This window comes from Micromonospora sp. NPDC048898 (assembly GCF_043198035.1).
GTDB lineage: Bacteria > Actinomycetota > Actinomycetes > Mycobacteriales > Micromonosporaceae > Micromonospora.
On record NZ_JBICUF010000009.1, the window covers coordinates 88,161 to 106,186 of the forward strand.

Genomic DNA, 18,026 nt, shown 5'->3' on the forward strand with positions numbered 1-18,026 from the left:
ACTGGATCTCACTGTTCAGGTGCGGGGACAGCGCCGCCCTGCACACCCGCGCACTGCAGATCCTGACCGCTGCCAGGCCGGCATAGGTCTCGAACCACTCCGGCAATCAGGTCGGCGTCGGTCAACGTTCGCCCACGGCGCGGGAACGTTGACCGGCGCGCGTGTGCGGATGACGATTAGCCTCGTGAGGGCGCGGGAGGTCGTACAACGAATCGAGCGCCTCGGTGGCTGGCAGGTTCGGCAGCGGGGATCGCACCGCATGTTCCAGGCATCCGCCGAACTGGAGGATGGCTCCAAGGTGACGGTGCGCACGGTGGTGCCACAGCACGGTGGGGATCTCCCGATCGGCACGTTGAGGGCGATCGAGCGGGACATGGCACCGTTGTTCGGAAAGGGGTGGTTGGGGTGAGCAGTCAGATTTATAGGGTTCGTGTTATTGGCGAGGGCGACAAGTGGTTGGCCGATGTTGATGGTCTACCTGAGGCACACACCTTCGCTGACAACCTGTCCGCTCTCGACGGCGCGGTACGAGAAGTGATCGCGCTCGTGGAGGATCTGCCGGAGGGCGCCGAGGACGAGCTGGAACTGGTCTACGACCTGGAGCTTTCCGGCGCGGATCTCGACGACGCCATGGAGCGGCTGAGGCTTGAGCAGCGTCGGGTGTGGCACCAGGCCGAGGCGCTGGAGCAGCACCTGACTGTCCTCCGGCGGGCCGTGCACACCACCGAGGCGCACCGGCAGGGGCGCGACGCCGCCTGAGCTGGATGCGGCAGGACGCGCCTCAGTGGGTGCGGCGGACGTCGTAGGCCGGGCCGTCTGGGCCGTTGACCGCGCCCATGAACTCCTGGCCGCGCATCCGGCACCAGGCGGGGATGTCGACCGCCGCCGCCGGGTCGTCGGCCAACACCCGGACCACCGTGCCGACCGGCACCTGCGGCAGCCGCCGGGCCGCCGCGATCACGGGCAGCGGGCACCGCTGCCCGCGACAGTCGATCACCTCGTCCGGCATCGTCACAGCCCCACCACCCCAGCCTCGGCCCGCAACCCGGCGACGATCCCCGGCAACTCGGCGAGGAACCGCTCGACGTCCGCCTCGGTCGTCTCCCGATGCAGGCTGACCCGCACGTTGCCGTGCGAGAGCACCCCCATCGCCTCCAGCACGTGCGACGGGCGCAGCGTCGACGACGTACAGGACGAACCGGACGACACGGCGAAGCCCCGCCGGTCCAGAGCATGCAACAGCGCCTCCCCGTCGACGTACAGGCACGAGAAGGTGACCAGGTGGGGGAGCCGGAGCACCGGATCACCCACCACCTCCACGTCGGGCACCTCCACCGCGACCCGCGCCCGGATCCGATCCACGAACGCGGCCAGCCGGGTCGCCTCCGCCGCCGCGTCGGCCGCCGCCGCGCGCAGGCTCGCCGCCGCCGCCACCACCGCGGGCAGGTTCACCACCCCGGGGGTACGCCCACCCTCCCGCTCGTCGGCCGGCCAGGGCGACTCCCAACGGGTGCCCTTACGCACCACCAGCACCCCCACGCCGGGTGGGCCGCCCCACTTGTGGGCACTCGCGGTGAGCACCGACCAGCCCGCCGGCAGGGGCACCCGGCCAACCGACTGGGCGGCGTCCACGTAGAGCGGCACCCCCACGTCGGCACAGTCGGCGGCCGCCTCGGCGACCGGTTGCACGGTCCCCACCTCGTGACTGGCGGTGATCAGCGCGGCCAACGCGACACCGGGGGCCCGGACCGCCGCCGACCACGCGGTCAGGTCCAGTCGGCCCAACCTGTCGACCGGCACCCCGGTGGCGGTCCCGCCCCTCGCGACGTGCCGCTCCGCCGCGTGCAACACCGCCGAGTGCTCGATCGCCGAGTGCACAAGCACCGACCCGACCCGGTGCCGCGCCGCCAGGCCGCCGAGCACAGCCCCGTGGGCTGCGGTCGTACCGCTGGGGGTGAACGACACCTCGTCGGCACGGGCGCCGAGGGTCACCGCGGTGGCCTCACGGGCGGCGTCGAGCAGTTGCCGCGCCCGACGGGCCTGGGCGTAGAGCTTGCCCGGGTCGGCCCAGCCGTCGTCGAGCGCGGCCAGCAACGCCTGCCGCGCGACCGGATGCATCGGCGCGGCGGTCGCCGCGTCCAGGTAGACCGGGGATGCGCTCACAGATCCGCCTTCGTTCGCGACTGCGGGGCTCGCAACCCCGGCTCACTCCTCGCGCTCACAGGTTGCAACGCTATCGCGGCGGTATGCCCAGGATCCCCCCGATGGGGGCGGACAGTGACCCCACCACGGTCGAGTCCGTCATGGTCGAGTAATCTGCGACCGTCGGTGACGCCTTTGCCGCCGGTGCTGAGGAAAGACGCACCGCGGCGCGCTAGGGAGGCAGGACCAGGTGGTCGCAAGGAGTTCGGAGGTACGGCCGTCGGCCGTACGGCACAGCGCTTCGCCAGGGGTCGGTGGACGCCGGGGGCGTGGTGCTGGTCGGTTGGCCGGGCTCGGTCTCAGTGGCGTGGCGCTGCTGATCCTGCTCACGGGCTGTGACGTGGGTCAGACCTTCCACGGCTTCGGCTGGCCGCAGGGCGGCATCTCGCCGGAGTCCAAGCGGATGTACGACCTGTGGATCGCCTCCTGCATCGCCGCCCTCGCGGTCGGCGTCTTCGTGTGGGGCCTGATCTTCTGGTGTGTCGTGCGCTACCGCAAGCGTGGCAACGCGCTGCCGGTGCAGACCCGCTACAACCTGCCGATGGAGTTCCTCTACACCATCGCGCCGATCCTGATCGTCTCCGTGCTCTTCTACTACACGGCGATCGTGCAGACCGACGTCGACAAGCTGTCGAAGAACCCGGACGTCACGGTCGAGGTCGTCGCCTTCAAGTGGAACTGGCAGTTCAACTACCGCGACGGCCAGGGCACCGAGGCCCGCACCACCGCGTCGACGCTCGGCACCAGCGAGGTCATTCCGGTGCTGGTGCTGCCGACCGGCCGGTCCATCCGCTTCGAGGAGACCAGCCGCGACGTCATCCACTCGTTCTGGGTGCCGGAGCTGCTCTTCAAGCGGGACGTCATGCCGGGCAAGATCCGCAACGTGTTCGAGGTCTCCAGTCTGGACGCCGAGGGCGCCTACGTCGGGCGCTGCGCTGAACTGTGCGGCAGCTACCACGCGTTCATGAACTTCGAGCTGCGGGTGGTCTCGCCGGAGAAGTACGACCAGTTCCTGGCCGCCAAGCAGAGCGGCAAGTCGACCCAGGACGCGCTGACCCAGATCGGCGAGCAGCCGTACGCGACGACCACGCAGCCGTTCGAAACCCGGCGGACGCAGGACAACTTCAACCCGGACAAAGCTCCGGCCGGCACGGGAAGCTGAGGCAGCCGCATGAAGACCGAGTGGCGTATCTTCCTGATCATTGCCGGGTTCCTCGCCGGTGCCACCATCCTCTACGGCGCCTGGACGCACGGAGAGTCTGGCGACGTCGAGTGGGTTGGCACCGTCGCCCTGCTGCTGTCGTTCCTGCTCTGCTCGATGTGCGGTGGCTTCTTCTGGTTCGTCTCCCGCCGCATCGATCTGCGCCCGGAGGACCGTCCCGACGCCGAGATCGCCGACGGCGCCGGTGAGGTCGGCTTCTTCAGCCCGGGCAGCTACTGGCCGTTCGGTCTGGCACTGGCCGCCGCGATCGCCGCGCTCGGCATGGTGTTCTGGCAGTACTGGCTGATCGGCGCCGGTCTGCTGGCGGTCGTCTTCTCCGCCTGCGGGCTGCTGTTCGAGTACTACAGCGGCACCCGGCGCACCGCCGAGCACTGATCCACCCGGTCGCCGTCACGGCCGACCCGTACGTCACGAAGGCCCGCATCCCCCTGGGAGCGGGCCTTCGTCGTAGCCCGACCCGGACGGTGTGGGGTGGTGGTGTGCCGCATCGGGTGGTGCGGTGCCGGTCGGGGCGGTGCGTTCAGGCGGCGTGGCGATGGGTGGGCCGCTGGCGTCGGCGCTCGGCCAGCCGGGTGACCGGGAAGGCGACAGTGGCGATCACCACGGCGGCGCCGCAGCCAGTGCAGATCAGCTCGGGACAGTCGGTGTCGTGGCCGTCGACGCAGGGCGGCGCCTCGAACGGCGCCACGTCCTCGCAGACATCGCAGTAGAGCTCGCGGTGCGACACGGGTGTCTCCTTCTCACTCCAGCTGAACCGCCCCCGGATGCGACAACGACGCACAACGGAAGCGGAGAACCACTCGCCTGTAGTTTTCCACGCGGGTCCGACAAATCTCCGGCCAGCGCTGGCCGGAGACGGGTTCATCGCCGTCCCTGCGGCTTGGCCCCGCCGCGTGATCCACTCGATATCACTGAAGTCGCGGTGTCCAAGGCCCCGTCGGACACCGCCGATTCAAGGAACCCGAGTCGATCAAGGGCTGGGCGGCCGTCGGACACCACGGATTCGAGGATTCCCAGTCGATCAAGGGCTGGGGAGCGGCGAACGGGGGCCGGGCCGCGGGTGGCGGTCAGACGGGGGTTGCGGCGAGGGCGGCGGCGGTCTTGATCCAGCGGTCCAGGGTCGCGGCGGCCGCGCCGGAGTCGATCGACTCCGCCGCGCGGTGCATCCCCGCGCGCAGCGCCTCGGTCAGGTCGCCGTCGAGCGGACCCTGGGTGGCCAGCGCCGCCGCGGCGTTGACAAGCACCGCGTCCCGGATCGGACCCGCCGCACCGGCCAGCAGGCGATGGGCCACGCCGGCGTTGTACGCGGCGTCACCGCCCCGCAGGTCTTCGAGGGTGGACCGGGGCACCCCCAGGTCCGTCGCGTCCAGCACGGCCTCGCGTACGGTGCCGCCCTGGGCCGCCCAGACGCGGGTCGGCGCGGCCGTGGTGAACTCGTCCAGACCGTCCTCGCCGCGCATCACGAGCACCGAGTCGCCGCGGGCGGCGAACACGCTGGCCATCACCGGGGCCATCCGGGCGTCGAAGCAGCCGACCGCGCCGGAGCGGGGGCGGGCCGGGTTGGTGAGCGGGCCGAGGAAGTTGAAGAAGGTGGGCACTCCCACCTCGCGGCGGACCGGGCCGGCGTGCCGCATCCCGGGGTGGTGTCGGGCCGCGAAGCAGAACCCGATGCCTGCCTCCTCGACGCAGCGGGCCACCTGTTCGGGGTCGAGGTCCAGCGGGATGCCGAGGAACTCCAGCAGGTCGGCGGTGCCGCACAGGGAGGAGGCGGCCCGGTTGCCGTGCTTCACCACGCGTACGCCCGTGCCCGCGACCACGAGCGCGGTCATGGTGGAGATGTTGACCGTGTGGGCGAGGTCACCGCCGGTGCCGACCACGTCGAGCGCGGTGCGGCGGGTCTCCTCGGGGAGCACCACCGGGACCGCGCGACCCAGCATCGCCTCGACGAGACCGGCCAGCTCGGCGGGCGTCTCGCCCTTGGCCCGCAGCGCGATGGCGAAGCTCGCTGTCCGCACCGCGCTCGCCGAGCCGGTCATGATCTCGTCCATCGCCCAGGCGGTGTCGGCGGTGGACAACTCCTCGCCGTGCAGCAGCGAGGTGAGCAGGTGCGGCCAGGTCCGATCGCCCATGGCGGGCCTCCCGAGCGTGCGAAGTGCGGGTGGGCTGGAACGGGCGTCGGCGGATCCGACGCCGTGACGGTGCCGGATTGCTGGGGACGTCAGGCGGGTGCGTGCGTCCGCAGCAGCTCGGCCACCGTGCCTCCGGTGGTCACCGGGTCGAGCGGGTGCACCAGCGTGGCGTCGACCTCGGCGAACGCGGCGAGCCATCGGTCGGCGGCGCGGGCGATCACGAGGCAGGTCGGGGGAGCGTCGTCCCGGTCGTCCTTGATCTGCCGGGCGATGCCGATGCCGCCACCCGGGCTCGCCTCGCCGTCGAGCAGCAGCAGGTCGATCTCGTAGTCGTCGACCAGCCGGATGGTCTCCGCGTAGGTCGACGCGTCGACGAACTCGATCCGCAGGCCGGGCGCCGGTCGGGTGCCGACGGCCAACCGCATCCGATCACGGACCTGCGGGTCGTCGCTGTAGAGCAGGACGGTGCAAAGACGATCGCTCATGCCGGCACTCCGCTTTCACCTGGTGGCTGCCCGCCGATCGTACCGGTCGGGGTGACGTAGCCGACATCCCGCCCGCCGCCACCCCTCGGGGCGTACCGTCCGGGCAGCTCAGGCGGCCGTGGCGTCGGCGGCGCGTTCGCGGGCCTCCTGGCGGTCCAGCTCGCGGTCGACCCGGCGGGCCTCGCGTTCGGACTGTTTGACCCACTGGACGACCAGCACCGCGAGCATGGTCACACTGACGAACTCGCCGCCGGCCCAGAGGATGCCGCCGGCGACCACCTGGTCCGCCTTGGGGTCGGCCCAGCTCAGGTTGAGCGACGGGTACCAGTCGCCGCCGAAGAGCGTGGTGCTCTGCATGATGGTGAGGCCGAGCACGGTGTGGAACGGCACCGAGAGCAGCATCAGCAGCGCCCGCGCCGGGTACGGCCAGCGGCCGGGCAGCGGGTCGAGGCCGAGCAGCGGCCAGAAGAACACGCAGCCGGTCATGATGAAGTGCGCGTGCACCAGCTCGTGCGCCCAGGCGTGCTCGAGGGTGAAGCGGTACAGGTCGCTGAAGTACAGCACGAACGGGTTGACCACGAAGATGGCGAACGCCACGAGCGGGAACGTGTAGACCCGGGCGACGCGGCTGTGCACGATCGCCAGCAGGCGCTTGCGCGGCCCGACCGGCAGGGTCCGCAGGGCCAGGGTCATCGGCGCGCCCAGCGCCAGGAAGATCGGCGCCACCATGGACAGCACCATGTGCTGGATCATGTGTACGGACAGCAGGGCGGTGTCGTACGCGTGCAGCCCGCTGACCGTGACCAGCGCGATGCCGCCCAGCCCGGGGCCGAGGAAGAACACGGTGCGGGCGACCGGCCAGCTGTCGCCCCGCAGGCGCAGCCGGTACACCCCGTAGAGGTACAGGCCGGCGGCGAGCACCAGGCCGAGGGCCAGCCAGCTGTCCAGCCGGGTCTCGGTCAGCACCGCGCCGACGGTGAACGGCGGCGGGGCCGAGGTGGCGGCGAAGATCGAATCGACGTGCAGCACGCTTTTCAGGCTAGGCCAGGCGAACCGGACCCTGACGGTCGGGCCACGGAAGGCGCAGGTTTGCCACCCCGCTGATCGCCGGCCCCGGTCAGGGGCAATAATGACGGCGTGACTGCGGCCCCAGCCATTGACAAGAGCCGGATCCACTCTCTGACCCGACCGAACATGGTCAGCGTCGGGACGATCGTGTGGCTCTCCAGCGAACTCATGTTCTTCGCGGCGCTGTTCGCGATGTACTTCTCGATCCGCGCGGCTGCGCCGGAGCAGTGGGAGAAGCACACCGAGGCGCTGAACATCCCGTACGCGACCACCTTCACGGTGATCCTGGTGCTGTCCTCGGTGACCTGCCAGCTCGGCGTCTTCGCGGCAGAGAAGGGCGACGTGCACGCGCTGCGGCGCTGGTTCACCGTCACCTTCGTGATGGGTCTGATCTTCGTGCTCGGCCAGCTGAACGAGTACCGGCACCTGGTCGAGGACGGCATCAAGATCAACGGAGACGGGTACGGGTCGGTGTTCTACCTGACCACCGGCTTCCACGGCCTGCACGTGACCGGCGGTCTGATCGCCTTCATCATCTTCATGGTCCGCACGACCATGGGCCGGTTCACCCCGGCGCAGGCGACCTCGGCGATCGTCGTGTCGTACTACTGGCACTTCGTCGACGTCGTGTGGATCGGGCTGTACGCCATGATCTACTGGCTTCAGTGATCTTGCGCGTCACATTCCGCGCTGCTGCTCCGTCCCCTGAGACAGGTCCAACCGGTTAAGGACACCGCTCATGACTTCTGACAACGACCGCCGACGCGGTCTGCTCGCGCGGTTGCGCGAGCGGCCCGCCGCGCGCAGCAGGGGCCGCCGCCGGCTGGGCGCCGCGGTCCGGCTGATCGCCGCGCTGATGCTGGCCGGCGGCGCCTACACCGTCTTCGCCCCCGGTGCCCAGGCGCAGGACAACCCGCAGCTGACCGGCGCCGCTGCCGAGGGCAAGGCGCTGTTCGACGTGAGCTGTGTGACCTGTCACGGCCGCAACGCCCAGGGCGTCGAGGGTCGCGGGCCGAGCCTGGTCGGCGTCGGCGCGGCCTCGGTCGAGTTCCAGGTCAGCTCCGGGCGGATGCCGCTGGCCCGCCAGGAGGCCCAGGCGCAACGCAAGCCCCCGGTCTTCACCGACGAGCAGACCCGTCAGCTCGCCCAGTACATCCAGGAGCTCGGTGGCGGCCCGGTCGTGCCCGCTGGCGACGACCTGCACGAGGACGGCAACGTCGCGTCCGGCGGCGAGCTGTTCCGGATCAACTGCTCGCAGTGCCACGCGTTCGGTGGTGGCGGCGGCGCGCTCTCCTCGGGCAAGTTCGCCCCGAGCCTGCACCCCGCGACCGACCGCCAGATCTACGCGGCCATGCTGAGCGGCCCACAGAACATGCCGGTGTTCGGCGACAACCAGCTTCGGCCGGAGCAGAAGGCCGACATCATCGCCTACATCCAGGAGACGCTGAAGCACGACCAGGACCCGGGCGGGTTCAACCTCGGGCGGTACGGCCCGTCCACCGAGGGCCTGGCGATCTTCCTGGTTGGCATCGTGGCGCTCGTCTTCGCCAGCCTGTGGATTGCGGGCAAGTCGTGACCGAGCGGATCATCCGATTCAGTGCTGTGGCGCCGCTCGGCGCCACCCGTAGCGAGGTGACGGCATGAGCACCCACACCGAGCACCAGGCCCCGCAGGGCCAGGAGCCGCTCGACCTGAACGACCCCAGGCTGACCCGGTTCGACATCGTCCGCGAGGGCGCGCGTCGGGACGACATCGAGATCGTCCACTACGAGCCGCAGGTGCTGCCCGGCACCAAGGCGGAGCGCCGGCTGACCCGCGTGGTCGCCGCGTTCTTCCTGATCACCGGTCTGGCCGCGACCGCCTTCCTGGCCATCTACATTTGGTGGCCGTGGCAGTACGAGCCGGGCCGAGGCGGCGACAAGTGGTATACGCCGCTGCTGGGTGCCACCCTCGGCATCGCGCTGCTGGCCGTCGGCTTCGGCATCCTGACCTGGGGCAAGAAGTTGCTGCCCAAGGAGGTCTCGATCCAGGACCGGCACGAGGGCCAGGTGGACTCCGAGGGCCGCACCATCACCGGCCAGACCATGCTCTACATGGCCGACGAGCTGGGCGTGAAGCGTCGTCCGCTGCTCGGTATCTCGCTGCTGGCCGGTCTCGCGCCGGTCGCCGCGGTCGCGGCGGCGCCGCTGGTCGGCGGTCTGATCTCCCAGCCGCACAAGAACAACCAGATGTTCACCACCGGGTTCGCCCCGGCCGAGGGTGGGCAGAAGATTCGGCTGGTCCGCGAGGACGGCCGCCCGGTTCGCCCGGCGGACATCAGCGCCGGTGGCCAGTTGACGGTGTTCCCCGGCATCGAGCACGGTGTGAGCAACATCCACGCCGACTCCCCGACGCTGCTGATCCACCTGCGGGACGCGGACGCCCAGAAGTCGCGGGAGGCCAACTCGCGGCCGAGCGTCGGCCACGGCGACTACATGTGGGGCAACTACGCCGCGTTCTCCAAGGTCTGCACGCACGCGGGATGCCCGGCCAGCCTGTACGAGCAGCAGACCAACCGGCTGCTCTGCCCGTGCCACCAGTCCCAGTTCCTGATCACCGACAACGCCCGGCCCATCTTCGGCCCCGCCAGCCGGCGGCTGCCGCAGCTGCCGATCGAGGTGGATTCCGAGGGCTTCTTCGTGGCGAAGTCCGACTACACTGAGACCGTTGGGCCTGATTTCTGGGAGCGGCCATGAAGCGTCGAAAGTTCGACCTTGCGGCGACGCCGGGCAAGGCCGCGGTGGGAGTGGACGACCGCTTCCAGGTGGCCACCCCGCTGCGCAAACTGCTGAACAAGGTCTTCCCGGACCACTGGTCCTTCCTGCTCGGCGAGATCGCGCTGTTCTCGTTCATCGTCCTGCTGCTGACCGGTGTGTTCCTCACCTTCTTCTACGAGCCGGCGATGACCGAGGTGGTCTACAACGGCAGCTACGCGCCGTTGCAGGGCACCCCGATGTCCGCCGCGTACGCCTCCAGCCTGGACCTGTCGTTCGACGTCCGTGGCGGTCTGGTGATGCGACAGATGCACCACTGGGCGGCGCTGCTGTTCATGGCCTCGATCGTCGTGCACATGCTGCGGGTCTTCTTCACCGGTGCCTTCCGCAAGCCGCGCGAGACCAACTGGATCATCGGTTCGCTGCTGTTCTGGGTCGGCTTCCTGGCCGGCTTCACCGGCTACGGCCTGCCGGACGACGGCCTGTCCGGCACCGGCCTGCGGATCGCCTCGGCGATCATGCTGTCCATCCCGGTGATCGGGTCCTGGGTCACCTCGTCGATCTTCGGTGGCGAGTTCCCGGGCACGATGATCATCAGCCGGATGTTCATCGCCCACGTGCTGCTCATCCCGGGTCTGCTCGTCGCCCTGATCAGTGTCCACCTGGGCCTGGTCTTCAAGCAGAAGCACACCCAGTGGCCCGGCCCCGGCCGGACCAACAACAACGTGGTCGGCGAGCGGATGTTCCCGCGGTACGCGTTGAAGCAGGGCGGCTTCTTCATGGTCGTCTTCGGTGTCATCGCGCTGCTGGGCGGTCTGCTCCAGATCAACCCGATCTGGCTGTTCGGCCCGTACGAGGCGTGGGTGGTCTCGGCCGCCAGCCAGCCCGACTGGTACGTCATGTTCCTGGACGGGTCGACCCGACTCATGCCCGCATGGGAGATCAACATCCCGATCGGTGACGGGTACGTCATCCCGCCGCTGTTCTGGCCGACTGTCGTGCTGCCCGGCATCATGGTGGGCCTGTCGACGATGTATCCGTTCCTGGAGGCCCGGCACCTCAAGGACCACAAGAGCCACAACCTGCTCCAGCGTCCCCGCGACGTTCCGGCGCGGACCGCGGTCGGCGCCATGGCCGTCGCGTTCTACATCGTGCTGACGCTCTCCGGCGGCAACGACGTGATCGCCGACAAGTTCCAGATCAGCTTGAACGCGATGACCTGGGCCGGCCGGGTCGGTCTGCTGGTGGTCCCGCCGATCGCGTACTACGTGACGTACCGGCTCTGCCTGGGTCTGCAGCAGCACGACCGGGAGGTGCTCGCGCACGGCGTGGAGACCGGCATCATCCGGCGCCTGCCGGACGGTCGGTTCGTCGAGGTGCACCAGCCGCTCAGCGCGTCCAACGGGCACGCGGACGGCCACGGCGAGTTGGAGTACGTCGGCTGGGTCGTGCCGAAGAAGATGAACCGGCTCGGGGCACTCGGCCCGGCCATCCGGGGCTTCTTCTACCCGATCGAGAAGCCGGTCGAGGCGCCGGTCTCACCGGGGCACCCGCCGGTCGAGCCCCGACCCGAGCGCGAGGAGATCACCAGCGGCGACAGCCGCCGCTGACCAGCCCGAACGCACCGTTACGTGGCGCCCGCCGGATCCCGGCGGGCGCCACGTCGTATCGGCACCCGCCACCCATCCGGCCAGGAGTCGGACGGCCACGGCGGGACCGGTCGACCCCGCGCGACGGGCGATCGCAGGAATAACCCCGGTGAGCCGGGTATCCGTGCGGTCCAACGTCTCAAGGGGGGGAAGCATGTTGGGTATCAAACGCCTCGGCCTGTTGGCCGCACTGGTACTGGTCGGGGTCGCGCCGGCTGCGGCCGCGCAGGCCGCGGCACAGCCGTCGACGCAGGACACCCAGTACCTGCAGGCGGTACACCAGGTCAACCTGTTCGAGATCACCGCCGGTGACCTGGCTCAGCAGAAGGGTCAGGACCAGGGGGTCAAGGACCTGGGCGCGATGCTGAAGACCGACCACACCCAGCTGGACCAGACGGTGCAGCAGACCGCGTCCCAGCTCGGCGTGGAGTTGCCGAACGAGCCCAGTGCCGATCAGCAGGCGGTCATCGACAAGCTGAACAACGCCAGCGGTGCGGAGTTCGACAGGCTCTGGGTGACAAGTGAGCTGGCTGGCCACGTCCAGGCCATCCAGGCCACCCAGACGGAGATCTCGCAGGGCTCCGAGCAGTCGGTGGTCCAGTTGGCCCAGAACGCCCTGCCGACGCTGCAGGCGCACTACGACGAGCTGGTGCAGCTCGCCAACAAGCTGGGCATCCCGGTTCCGCAGACCAGCGCCAGCGGTACGCCCAGCCCGGGTGGCACCGGCACCGAGTCGCCCGCTCCGGGTGGCACCGGCACCGAGTCGCCGGCTCCGGGTGGCACCACTGACTCCCCGGCACCGGGTGGCGGCACCACCGAAACGCCGGCTCCCGGCATGAGCTGACGTAGCGACAGCAGACGGCCGGTCCGCCCCGTGGGGTGGACCGGCCGCCGTGCGTGCGCCTGTCAGTCGGCGCTGGCGAGGCCGATGGCGAAGGCCTCCTCCAGGTCGTGCTGGGAGTACGCCCGGAACGCGATGTGCGACTCGGTGTTGAGCACGCCCGGCACCTTGGAGATGCTGCCGGCGATGACCTGGGCGATCTGGTCGAACTCGCGGACCCGGACGATGGCGATGAGGTCGACGTGCCCGGCCACCGAGTAGACCTCGCTGACGCCGGAGAGGCTGGCCAGGGTCTCCGCCACCTCGGGGATCGCGTCGGTGGCACAGTCGATCAGCACGATTGCGGTGATCACGGGACATTGCTCCGTTCGTCGGCGTCGTCGCCCATGCTAGATGTTCCGACGTGGCCTGGCGTCCTGGCCGTCGCCGTTGCCGCCCCACGGGCCAGCCTGGCGCTGTCGGCCAGGGCCGGTCAGCCGTGTGCGGTGGCCGCGACGGTGCTGCCGTCCGCGGTCCGGATCACGTCGCACAACCGCTCGCCGGCCGGCACGACCGCACCCGGCCACACCACGGTGCGGCACACGTCGCCGGCCACCCGCGCGCCCGCGCCGACGACCGACTCCACGCAACGACCGGTCACCGTGGCGGACCTGTCGACGAGGACGCCCCCGGCGGCGGCGTGCAGGTTGGCCGCCAGGTAGTCGGCGGGGGTGCCGGTGTCGTAGAAGGTGCCCCGGTAGGGCACCACCTCCAGGGCGCCCGCCGCCTCCGCCGGGCGCCAGAGGGCGCGGACCAGGTCGGAGAAGACGATCGGCAGATCGCGGACGAGCCGCCAGGGCAGCAGCGAGAACCCGCTGAAACAGTGCCCGGAGAAGGTGCCAGGTGCCGCCGGGTCCGCGGCGGGCTGGCCGAGCAGGCGTACGGTGTGGCCGTCCCACCCGTCGAGCAGGGCGGCCACGTCCGGGCCCGGTGCGGCCGCCGGGTCGGCGAGGTACGCGTCGGCGTTGCCGACCAGCACCGGCCGCCCGTCGATCCAGTCCCGCAGGTTGGCCACCCCGCCCGCGGTGCCCAGCGGATCGCCCGGCTCGACGGACACGTGGGCGCGGTCGCCGACGTGCGCGACCACCTGGTCACCGAGGTAACAGGCGTTTACCGCGACCCGGCCGGGGCCGGCCAGGCCGAGCCTCGCCACCCGGGCCAACGCCCGGTCCAGCAGCGGCACGTTGCCCACCGGGCAGAGCGCCTTGGGCACCCGCTCGGTGAGCGGGCGCAACCGGGTGCCCTCGCCGGCGGCGAGCACCACCGCGCACACCTCGGCCGGCACGGAAGCCCCGCCGGTCATGGCAGGTCGTCGGGGATCGGGGGCGGGTACTGCCCGGCCAGTGGCCCGATGTCGTAGTAGGCGAGCAGCCGGGCGGTCGGCCAGGTCAGCTTGGGCAGGTCGTCCAGGGGGTGCCACGCGGCCTCGAAGACCTCCGCGCCGTCGACTACCAGCTCGGTGTCGGACGCCGGCACCTCCGTCTCGAAGACCATGTCCACCCAGCCCTTGGCGTGCACGATGGCGTTCGGCACCGCCGGGCGTAACCGGGACGGGGGGAGTCGGACGCCGGATTCCTCGAACAGCTCGCGGGCCGCACCCACCACCGGGGGCTCGCCCCGATCCAGGAGGCCGGCGGGCAGCGACCAGCCCTTGCCGGGCGGCTGGCGCAGCATCAGCAGCCGACCCGCGCCCGTCGCCTCGGAATCGCGGACCAGGGTGACCGCGCCGACGATGTACTTGGGCATCGCCAGCTTGACCAGGCGCCGACGCACCGGCAGCGGCAGCCGGTAGAAAGCCTGGTAGAAGACGGCCCGACCGGTGGCGCGGGAACGGGGGATCATGACCCCAGGCTAGTGGTCACGAATGTCCCTCGGACGCGCTGGGCCGGCAGGGTCACTGTCGATGGTCGACCAGGTCGATGAGCTGGCGTACGACGGTGTCCGGTTCGATCACCCGGTCGAAGACCGCGACCAGCAGGGTCTCCAGGTCGGGGTAGCCCAACTCCTCGGAGAGGCGCAACAGCGGCAGGTCACTGGCGAGGCCCCGGTTGTGCTGACGCAGGGCGAGCCCGATGGTGGCCCGGCCGAGGCGGACCTTGTCGCTGATCGTGATGCCCGGCTCGGTGTGCTCGGCGAACCACCTGTTGATCTGCATCTGCGCGTGCGGCGACTTGACGAAGCTCAGCCACTCCCGGCGGGGGCCCCGCGATGCCACACCGGCCTCGAAACCGTTGTCGCCGTCGTTCTCGGTGAAGATCTCCACCACGTCGCCCTCGTCCAGCTCCGAGCTCAGCGGGGCCAGCCGACCGTTGATCCGCGCGGCGAGACAGTGGTCGCCCCGCTCGTTGCCCAGCTCGTACGCGAGGTCGACAGGGGTGGCGCCGCCCGGCAGCACGACCTGCCGCCCGTCGGCGAAGACCTGGATCTGGCCCTCGGCCAGGTCGCAGCGCAGCGACTCGTAGAACTGCGCCGGGTCGGCGGCGTCCGGCTCCCAGTCGAGCACGCGGCGCAGCCAGTCCAACTGCTCGGCGCGGGCCGCCGCGCTGCCCCGGCCCGACTGGGGGAAGCGGAAGTCGGCGGCGATGCCGTACTCGGCCGAGCGGTGCATCTCCTCGGTGCGGATCAGCACCTCCACGGTGCGGTCCTGGGGGCCGCAGACGCTGGTGTGCAGCGAACGGTAGAGGTTGTTCTTCGGTGAGGCGATGAAGTCCTTGAAACGGCCGGGCACGGGGCGCCAGGTGCCGTGGATGGCGCCGAGTGCGGCGTAACAGTCGGTGGCCGGGCCGTCGACCACCACCACGATGCGGGGCAGGTCGAACGGAGCGGTGTGGCCGCCGGCGATGGTGTCCTTCCAGATCGAGTAGAGATGTCGGGGGCGGGGGCTCACCACGGCGTCGACCCGGCTGCGCTTGAGCGCGACCCGGGCGCGGGTGACGACCGCGTCGAGGTACGTGTCCCAGCCGGGCCGGTCGTGCACGTGCCGGGCCAGCCGGGCGTGCTCGTCGGGCTCCAGGTGCAGCAGCACGACGTCGTCCAGCTCGCGCTTGAGGGTCTGGATGCCCAGCCGGTCACAGAGCGGGACCAGCACCTCCTGGGTCTTGCGGGCGATGCGTTCCCGCGACGACGCGGAGCGCACCCCGAGGGTGCGCATGTTGTGCAGCCGATCGGCCAGTTTGATGATCAACACCCGGACGTCCTTGGCGGCCGCCACGATCATCTTGCGGACCGTCTCCGCCTCGGCGGCCTTGCCGTAGAACGCCTTGTCGAACTTGGTCACCCCGTCGACCAGGTGGGCCACCTCGCCGCCGAAGTCCTCGGAGAGTGCCTGGAGGGTGTAGCGGGTGTCCTCCACGGTGTCGTGCAGCAGCGCAGCGACCAGGGTGGTGGTGTCCATGCCCAGCTCGGCGCAGATCTGCGCCACCGCGAGGGGGTGGGTGATGTACGGCTCGCCGCTCTTGCGGAACTGCCCGCGGTGCATGTTTTCCGCGATCGTGTACGCACGGCGCAGCACGGCGGGGTCGGTGCCGGCATGGATGCCCCGGTGGGTGCGCACCAGTTGGGTGACCGGGTCGGAGTCGGTGGTCGGCCAGCTGAGCAGCGATCGCAGTCGGCGGGTGAGCGGCAGCTCGCCCGGCTGTGTCGGCAGGGCGCCCCCCAGGGCGGCGCCGTGTCCGGCGTCGACGTCCACGAGGGACACCTCCTCACCCCGGCTCCGCGTCGCCGGCGGCCGGCGACAGGGAGCAGGCCCACGAATCGGGCAGGACTGCACTTCCTTAACAGCCTAAGCGAGTCGACGTAGTCCGATCGGTCAGTTGGTCATGAGCGTTCGGTCGAGAGTTGGTGGGACGCGCCGTTGTCGGCCTTCGCCAGCAGGTCACGGAACCGCGCCGCGCCTCTGACCGGCGAGGCCCAACCGGAGGACATCTCCACCAGTCGGGTCTCCGGTCGTTCCAACCAGGACAGGATCCGTTCGGACTCCTCCGCGGTGGCCGCCGGCACCGGGCCGTGCCCGCCCGACACCGTCTCGGCGGTGGCCCGGATGGCGGTCAGCGTGGGCCGCGGGTGTGCGCCGGGCGGGGACACCCCCGCGCCGGCCAGCCGGCCGTGCCGCACCAGCGCCAACTCCCAGCCACCCCGGGCGGCCGGCCGGGCAGCAGCCAGCTCGACGATCCCGGTGAGCGCGGCCAGCCGCTGCATCCGCACGGTGGCCCGCAGCACCGCGGCCAGCCGGGACCGCACCACGGCGGCCTCCTCGTAGCGCTGGTCGGCCGAGAGCACGTCGATCCGGGCGAGCAGCGCGTCCACCACCGGCTGCGGGTCACTCGTCGTGGCGGTGCGGAAGGGACGGGCCGCGCTGTCGTCGTACTCCTCGGGGGTGATCCTGTGCTCGCAGGGTGCCGGGCAGCGACCCAGCTCGGCCAGCGCGCAGGCCGGCGTGATCGTGCGCAGCGAGAGCCGGTGCGTGCACTGGCGCAGCGGCACGGCGTCGTGGAAACCGGCGGCGGCCAGCTCCGCGGCCCGCCGGGAGGTGAACGGCCCGAGGTACGCGGTGTCGGTGGGGGAGAGGGCGCGGACGATCGAGAGCCGGGGATAGGGGCCGTCGGTCAGCTTGAGCCAGACCATCCGTTCCGGGTATTTCGACCGCCTGTTGTACGGCGGGGCGTGCGCGGCGATCAACCGCAGCTCGCGGACCTCCGCCTCCAACGAGTGCGCGCACTCCACCGCCTCGACCCGCTCGGCCGCCGCGAGCATCTCGGAGATCCGCGCGCGCTTCTCGCCCGCGGTGAAGTAGCTGCGCACCCGGGTGGCGATGTCGACGGAGGTGCCCACGTAGAGCGGACGGTCGTCGGCGGCCCGGAAGACGTAGACCCCGGGGACCTTGGGCAACCCGTCGGCCAGGTGTCGTTTGCGACGTTGTGTGGGGGTGACCGCCCGGGCGAACTCGATGGCGTCGCCGACCGTGTCCACCTGGTGCCCGCCGAGCCGACCGATCAGCCCGTGCAGCACGTCGACTGTCGCCTTCGCGTCGTCGAGGGCGCGGTGGGTCGGCTGGGTGGCGGTGCGGAAGTAGGCGGCCAGGGTGCCGAGCTTGCGGTTGGGCACCTCGTCGCGGGTGAGCACCCGGCGGGCCAGCGCCGCCGTGTCCAGTACGCGCGGGTTGGGCCAGCGGTAGCCGTGCTTCGCGCAGGCGGCCTTGAGGAATCCCACGTCGTACGGGGCGTTGTGGGCCACCAGCACCGCGTCGGCGATGAACTCCAGGAAGCTCGGCAGCACCTGCTCGATCGGCGGCGCCGGCACCAGCATCGCCTGGGTGATCCCGGTCAGCACGGTGATGAACGGCGGGATGGGCTGCCCCGGGTTGACCAGGGTGGCCAACACGCCCAGCTGCTCGCCACCGCGCACCCGGACCGCGCCGATCTCGGTGATGCCGCCGCCGTCCGGCGCGCCGCCGGTGGTCTCCAGGTCGACCACCACGAAGGTGGTCGCGTAGAGCGGCAGCGCCGGGTCGACCCCGCCCGCCGCCGGGTCGAAACCGGCCAGTGACCCCTGGACGTACTCCGCCTGTGCCATCGCCGGCACGCTAGCGCCACGGTCCGACACTCCCGTCGCAGCCGCCCCACCGGTCACCATGGGGCTA

The 18,026-nt window shown here is 70.9% G+C and carries 20 protein-coding genes; 9 read left to right on the forward strand and 11 right to left on the reverse strand.

Annotation, left to right across the window (positions count from 1 at the left end; all coding sequences use genetic code 11):
* The first annotated feature begins 169 nt into the window (after positions 1-169).
* On the forward strand, positions 170-409 hold the full coding sequence (locus tag ACGFIQ_RS22760) for a type II toxin-antitoxin system HicA family toxin (RefSeq protein ID WP_393246624.1): 240 nt from the start codon (positions 170-172) through the stop codon (positions 407-409).
* Positions 406-759 (forward strand): hypothetical protein, encoded by a 354-nt coding sequence (locus ACGFIQ_RS22765; protein ID WP_393246626.1) that lies wholly within the window; start codon positions 406-408, stop codon positions 757-759. The genes ACGFIQ_RS22760 and ACGFIQ_RS22765 overlap by 4 nt, the downstream gene beginning before the upstream one ends.
* A 22-nt stretch (positions 760-781) precedes the next feature.
* On the opposite strand, the gene ACGFIQ_RS22770 is transcribed toward ACGFIQ_RS22765, so the two are convergent.
* Both ACGFIQ_RS22770 and ACGFIQ_RS22775 read right to left on the reverse strand, forming a co-directional pair.
* Positions 782-1,015 carry a sulfurtransferase TusA family protein gene (locus tag ACGFIQ_RS22770; protein WP_393246628.1) on the reverse strand — a complete coding sequence of 78 codons (234 nt, stop codon included), beginning with the start codon at positions 1,013-1,015 and terminating at the stop codon, positions 782-784.
* Positions 1,012-2,163 carry a cysteine desulfurase family protein gene (locus ACGFIQ_RS22775; RefSeq protein ID WP_393246630.1) on the reverse strand — a complete coding sequence of 384 codons (1,152 nt, stop codon included), beginning with the start codon at positions 2,161-2,163 and terminating at the stop codon, positions 1,012-1,014. The genes ACGFIQ_RS22770 and ACGFIQ_RS22775 overlap by 4 nt, the downstream gene beginning before the upstream one ends.
* A gap of 229 nt (positions 2,164-2,392) precedes the next feature.
* On the opposite strand from ACGFIQ_RS22775, the gene coxB reads away from it, so the two are divergent.
* Positions 2,393-3,364: a cytochrome c oxidase subunit II gene (coxB, locus tag ACGFIQ_RS22780; protein ID WP_393246632.1), complete on the forward strand. Its 972-nt coding sequence runs from the start codon at positions 2,393-2,395 to the stop codon at positions 3,362-3,364.
* 9 nt (positions 3,365-3,373) lie between these two features.
* Positions 3,374-3,799 carry a cytochrome c oxidase subunit 4 gene (locus tag ACGFIQ_RS22785; protein ID WP_393246634.1) on the forward strand — a complete coding sequence of 142 codons (426 nt, stop codon included), beginning with the start codon at positions 3,374-3,376 and terminating at the stop codon, positions 3,797-3,799.
* Between the two features lie 145 nt (positions 3,800-3,944).
* Here the strand turns inward: ACGFIQ_RS22785 and ACGFIQ_RS22790 are convergent, their stop codons facing one another.
* From ACGFIQ_RS22790 to ACGFIQ_RS22805, 4 genes are all read right to left on the reverse strand, one after another.
* Positions 3,945-4,151, reverse strand: coding sequence for a hypothetical protein (locus ACGFIQ_RS22790; protein ID WP_393246636.1), 207 nt, complete (start codon positions 4,149-4,151; stop codon positions 3,945-3,947).
* A gap of 340 nt (positions 4,152-4,491) precedes the next feature.
* A complete protein-coding gene (gene trpD, locus ACGFIQ_RS22795; protein ID WP_393246638.1) occupies positions 4,492-5,553 on the reverse strand; it encodes an anthranilate phosphoribosyltransferase in 1,062 nt (353 codons plus the stop codon).
* 89 nt (positions 5,554-5,642) lie between these two features.
* A complete protein-coding gene (locus tag ACGFIQ_RS22800; protein WP_393246640.1) occupies positions 5,643-6,038 on the reverse strand; it encodes a hypothetical protein in 396 nt (131 codons plus the stop codon).
* 108 nt (positions 6,039-6,146) lie between these two features.
* Entirely contained in the window at positions 6,147-7,067 is a 921-nt protein-coding gene (locus ACGFIQ_RS22805) for a cytochrome c oxidase assembly protein (protein WP_393246642.1), read from the reverse strand.
* A gap of 108 nt (positions 7,068-7,175) precedes the next feature.
* Here ACGFIQ_RS22805 and ACGFIQ_RS22810 point away from each other — a divergent pair, with 108 nt between their 5' ends.
* From ACGFIQ_RS22810 to ACGFIQ_RS22830, 5 genes are all read left to right on the forward strand, one after another.
* Positions 7,176-7,775: a heme-copper oxidase subunit III gene (locus tag ACGFIQ_RS22810; RefSeq protein ID WP_124820713.1), complete on the forward strand. Its 600-nt coding sequence runs from the start codon at positions 7,176-7,178 to the stop codon at positions 7,773-7,775.
* A gap of 70 nt (positions 7,776-7,845) precedes the next feature.
* Positions 7,846-8,682, forward strand: a complete 837-nt coding sequence (locus tag ACGFIQ_RS22815) for a cytochrome c (RefSeq protein ID WP_393246645.1) — start codon at positions 7,846-7,848, stop codon at positions 8,680-8,682.
* Between the two features lie 64 nt (positions 8,683-8,746).
* Entirely contained in the window at positions 8,747-9,841 is a 1,095-nt protein-coding gene (locus tag ACGFIQ_RS22820; RefSeq protein WP_393246646.1) for a ubiquinol-cytochrome c reductase iron-sulfur subunit, read from the forward strand.
* The gene (locus ACGFIQ_RS22825; RefSeq protein ID WP_393246648.1) at positions 9,838-11,469 is read left to right on the forward strand and encodes a cytochrome b N-terminal domain-containing protein; all 1,632 of its coding nucleotides are present in this window, start codon (positions 9,838-9,840) and stop codon (positions 11,467-11,469) included. The genes ACGFIQ_RS22820 and ACGFIQ_RS22825 overlap by 4 nt, the downstream gene beginning before the upstream one ends.
* A gap of 193 nt (positions 11,470-11,662) precedes the next feature.
* A complete protein-coding gene (locus tag ACGFIQ_RS22830) occupies positions 11,663-12,352 on the forward strand; it encodes a DUF4142 domain-containing protein (RefSeq protein WP_393246650.1) in 690 nt (229 codons plus the stop codon).
* A 62-nt stretch (positions 12,353-12,414) separates the two neighbouring features.
* Here the strand turns inward: ACGFIQ_RS22830 and ACGFIQ_RS22835 are convergent, their stop codons facing one another.
* From ACGFIQ_RS22835 to ACGFIQ_RS22855, 5 genes are all read right to left on the reverse strand, one after another.
* Entirely contained in the window at positions 12,415-12,702 is a 288-nt protein-coding gene (locus ACGFIQ_RS22835) for an Lrp/AsnC ligand binding domain-containing protein (protein ID WP_357074810.1), read from the reverse strand.
* Positions 12,703-12,821: 119 nt separating this feature from the next.
* Entirely contained in the window at positions 12,822-13,691 is an 870-nt protein-coding gene (locus tag ACGFIQ_RS22840) for an NDP-sugar synthase (protein ID WP_393246652.1), read from the reverse strand.
* Positions 13,688-14,230, reverse strand: coding sequence for an NUDIX hydrolase (locus ACGFIQ_RS22845; protein WP_393246654.1), 543 nt, complete (start codon positions 14,228-14,230; stop codon positions 13,688-13,690). The genes ACGFIQ_RS22840 and ACGFIQ_RS22845 overlap by 4 nt, the downstream gene beginning before the upstream one ends.
* Before the next feature lie 52 nt (positions 14,231-14,282).
* Complete coding sequence (locus ACGFIQ_RS22850; protein ID WP_393246975.1) at positions 14,283-16,076, reverse strand: RelA/SpoT family protein; 1,794 nt, start codon at positions 16,074-16,076, stop codon at positions 14,283-14,285.
* Between the two features lie 128 nt (positions 16,077-16,204).
* Positions 16,205-17,959, reverse strand: a complete 1,755-nt coding sequence (locus ACGFIQ_RS22855) for a DEDD exonuclease domain-containing protein (protein WP_393246656.1) — start codon at positions 17,957-17,959, stop codon at positions 16,205-16,207.
* Positions 17,960-18,026 lie beyond the last annotated feature (67 nt).

Bases quoted from the DNA above. Each gene is read 5' to 3' on its own strand.
- ACGFIQ_RS22760 (WP_393246624.1), top strand. From the start codon at position 170: ATGACGATTAGCCTCGTGAGGGCGCGGGAGGTCGTACAACGAATCGAG.
- ACGFIQ_RS22785 (WP_393246634.1), top strand. From the start codon at position 3,374: ATGAAGACCGAGTGGCGTATCTTCCTGATCATTGCCGGGTTCCTCGCC.
- trpD (WP_393246638.1), bottom strand. From the start codon at position 5,553: ATGGGCGATCGGACCTGGCCGCACCTGCTCACCTCGCTGCTGCACGGC.
- ACGFIQ_RS22800 (WP_393246640.1), bottom strand. From the start codon at position 6,038: ATGAGCGATCGTCTTTGCACCGTCCTGCTCTACAGCGACGACCCGCAG.
- ACGFIQ_RS22815 (WP_393246645.1), top strand. From the start codon at position 7,846: ATGACTTCTGACAACGACCGCCGACGCGGTCTGCTCGCGCGGTTGCGC.
- ACGFIQ_RS22820 (WP_393246646.1), top strand. From the start codon at position 8,747: ATGAGCACCCACACCGAGCACCAGGCCCCGCAGGGCCAGGAGCCGCTC.
- ACGFIQ_RS22825 (WP_393246648.1), top strand. From the start codon at position 9,838: ATGAAGCGTCGAAAGTTCGACCTTGCGGCGACGCCGGGCAAGGCCGCG.
- ACGFIQ_RS22830 (WP_393246650.1), top strand. From the start codon at position 11,663: ATGTTGGGTATCAAACGCCTCGGCCTGTTGGCCGCACTGGTACTGGTC.
- ACGFIQ_RS22840 (WP_393246652.1), bottom strand. From the start codon at position 13,691: ATGACCGGCGGGGCTTCCGTGCCGGCCGAGGTGTGCGCGGTGGTGCTC.
- ACGFIQ_RS22845 (WP_393246654.1), bottom strand. From the start codon at position 14,230: ATGATCCCCCGTTCCCGCGCCACCGGTCGGGCCGTCTTCTACCAGGCT.
- ACGFIQ_RS22855 (WP_393246656.1), bottom strand. From the start codon at position 17,959: ATGGCACAGGCGGAGTACGTCCAGGGGTCACTGGCCGGTTTCGACCCG.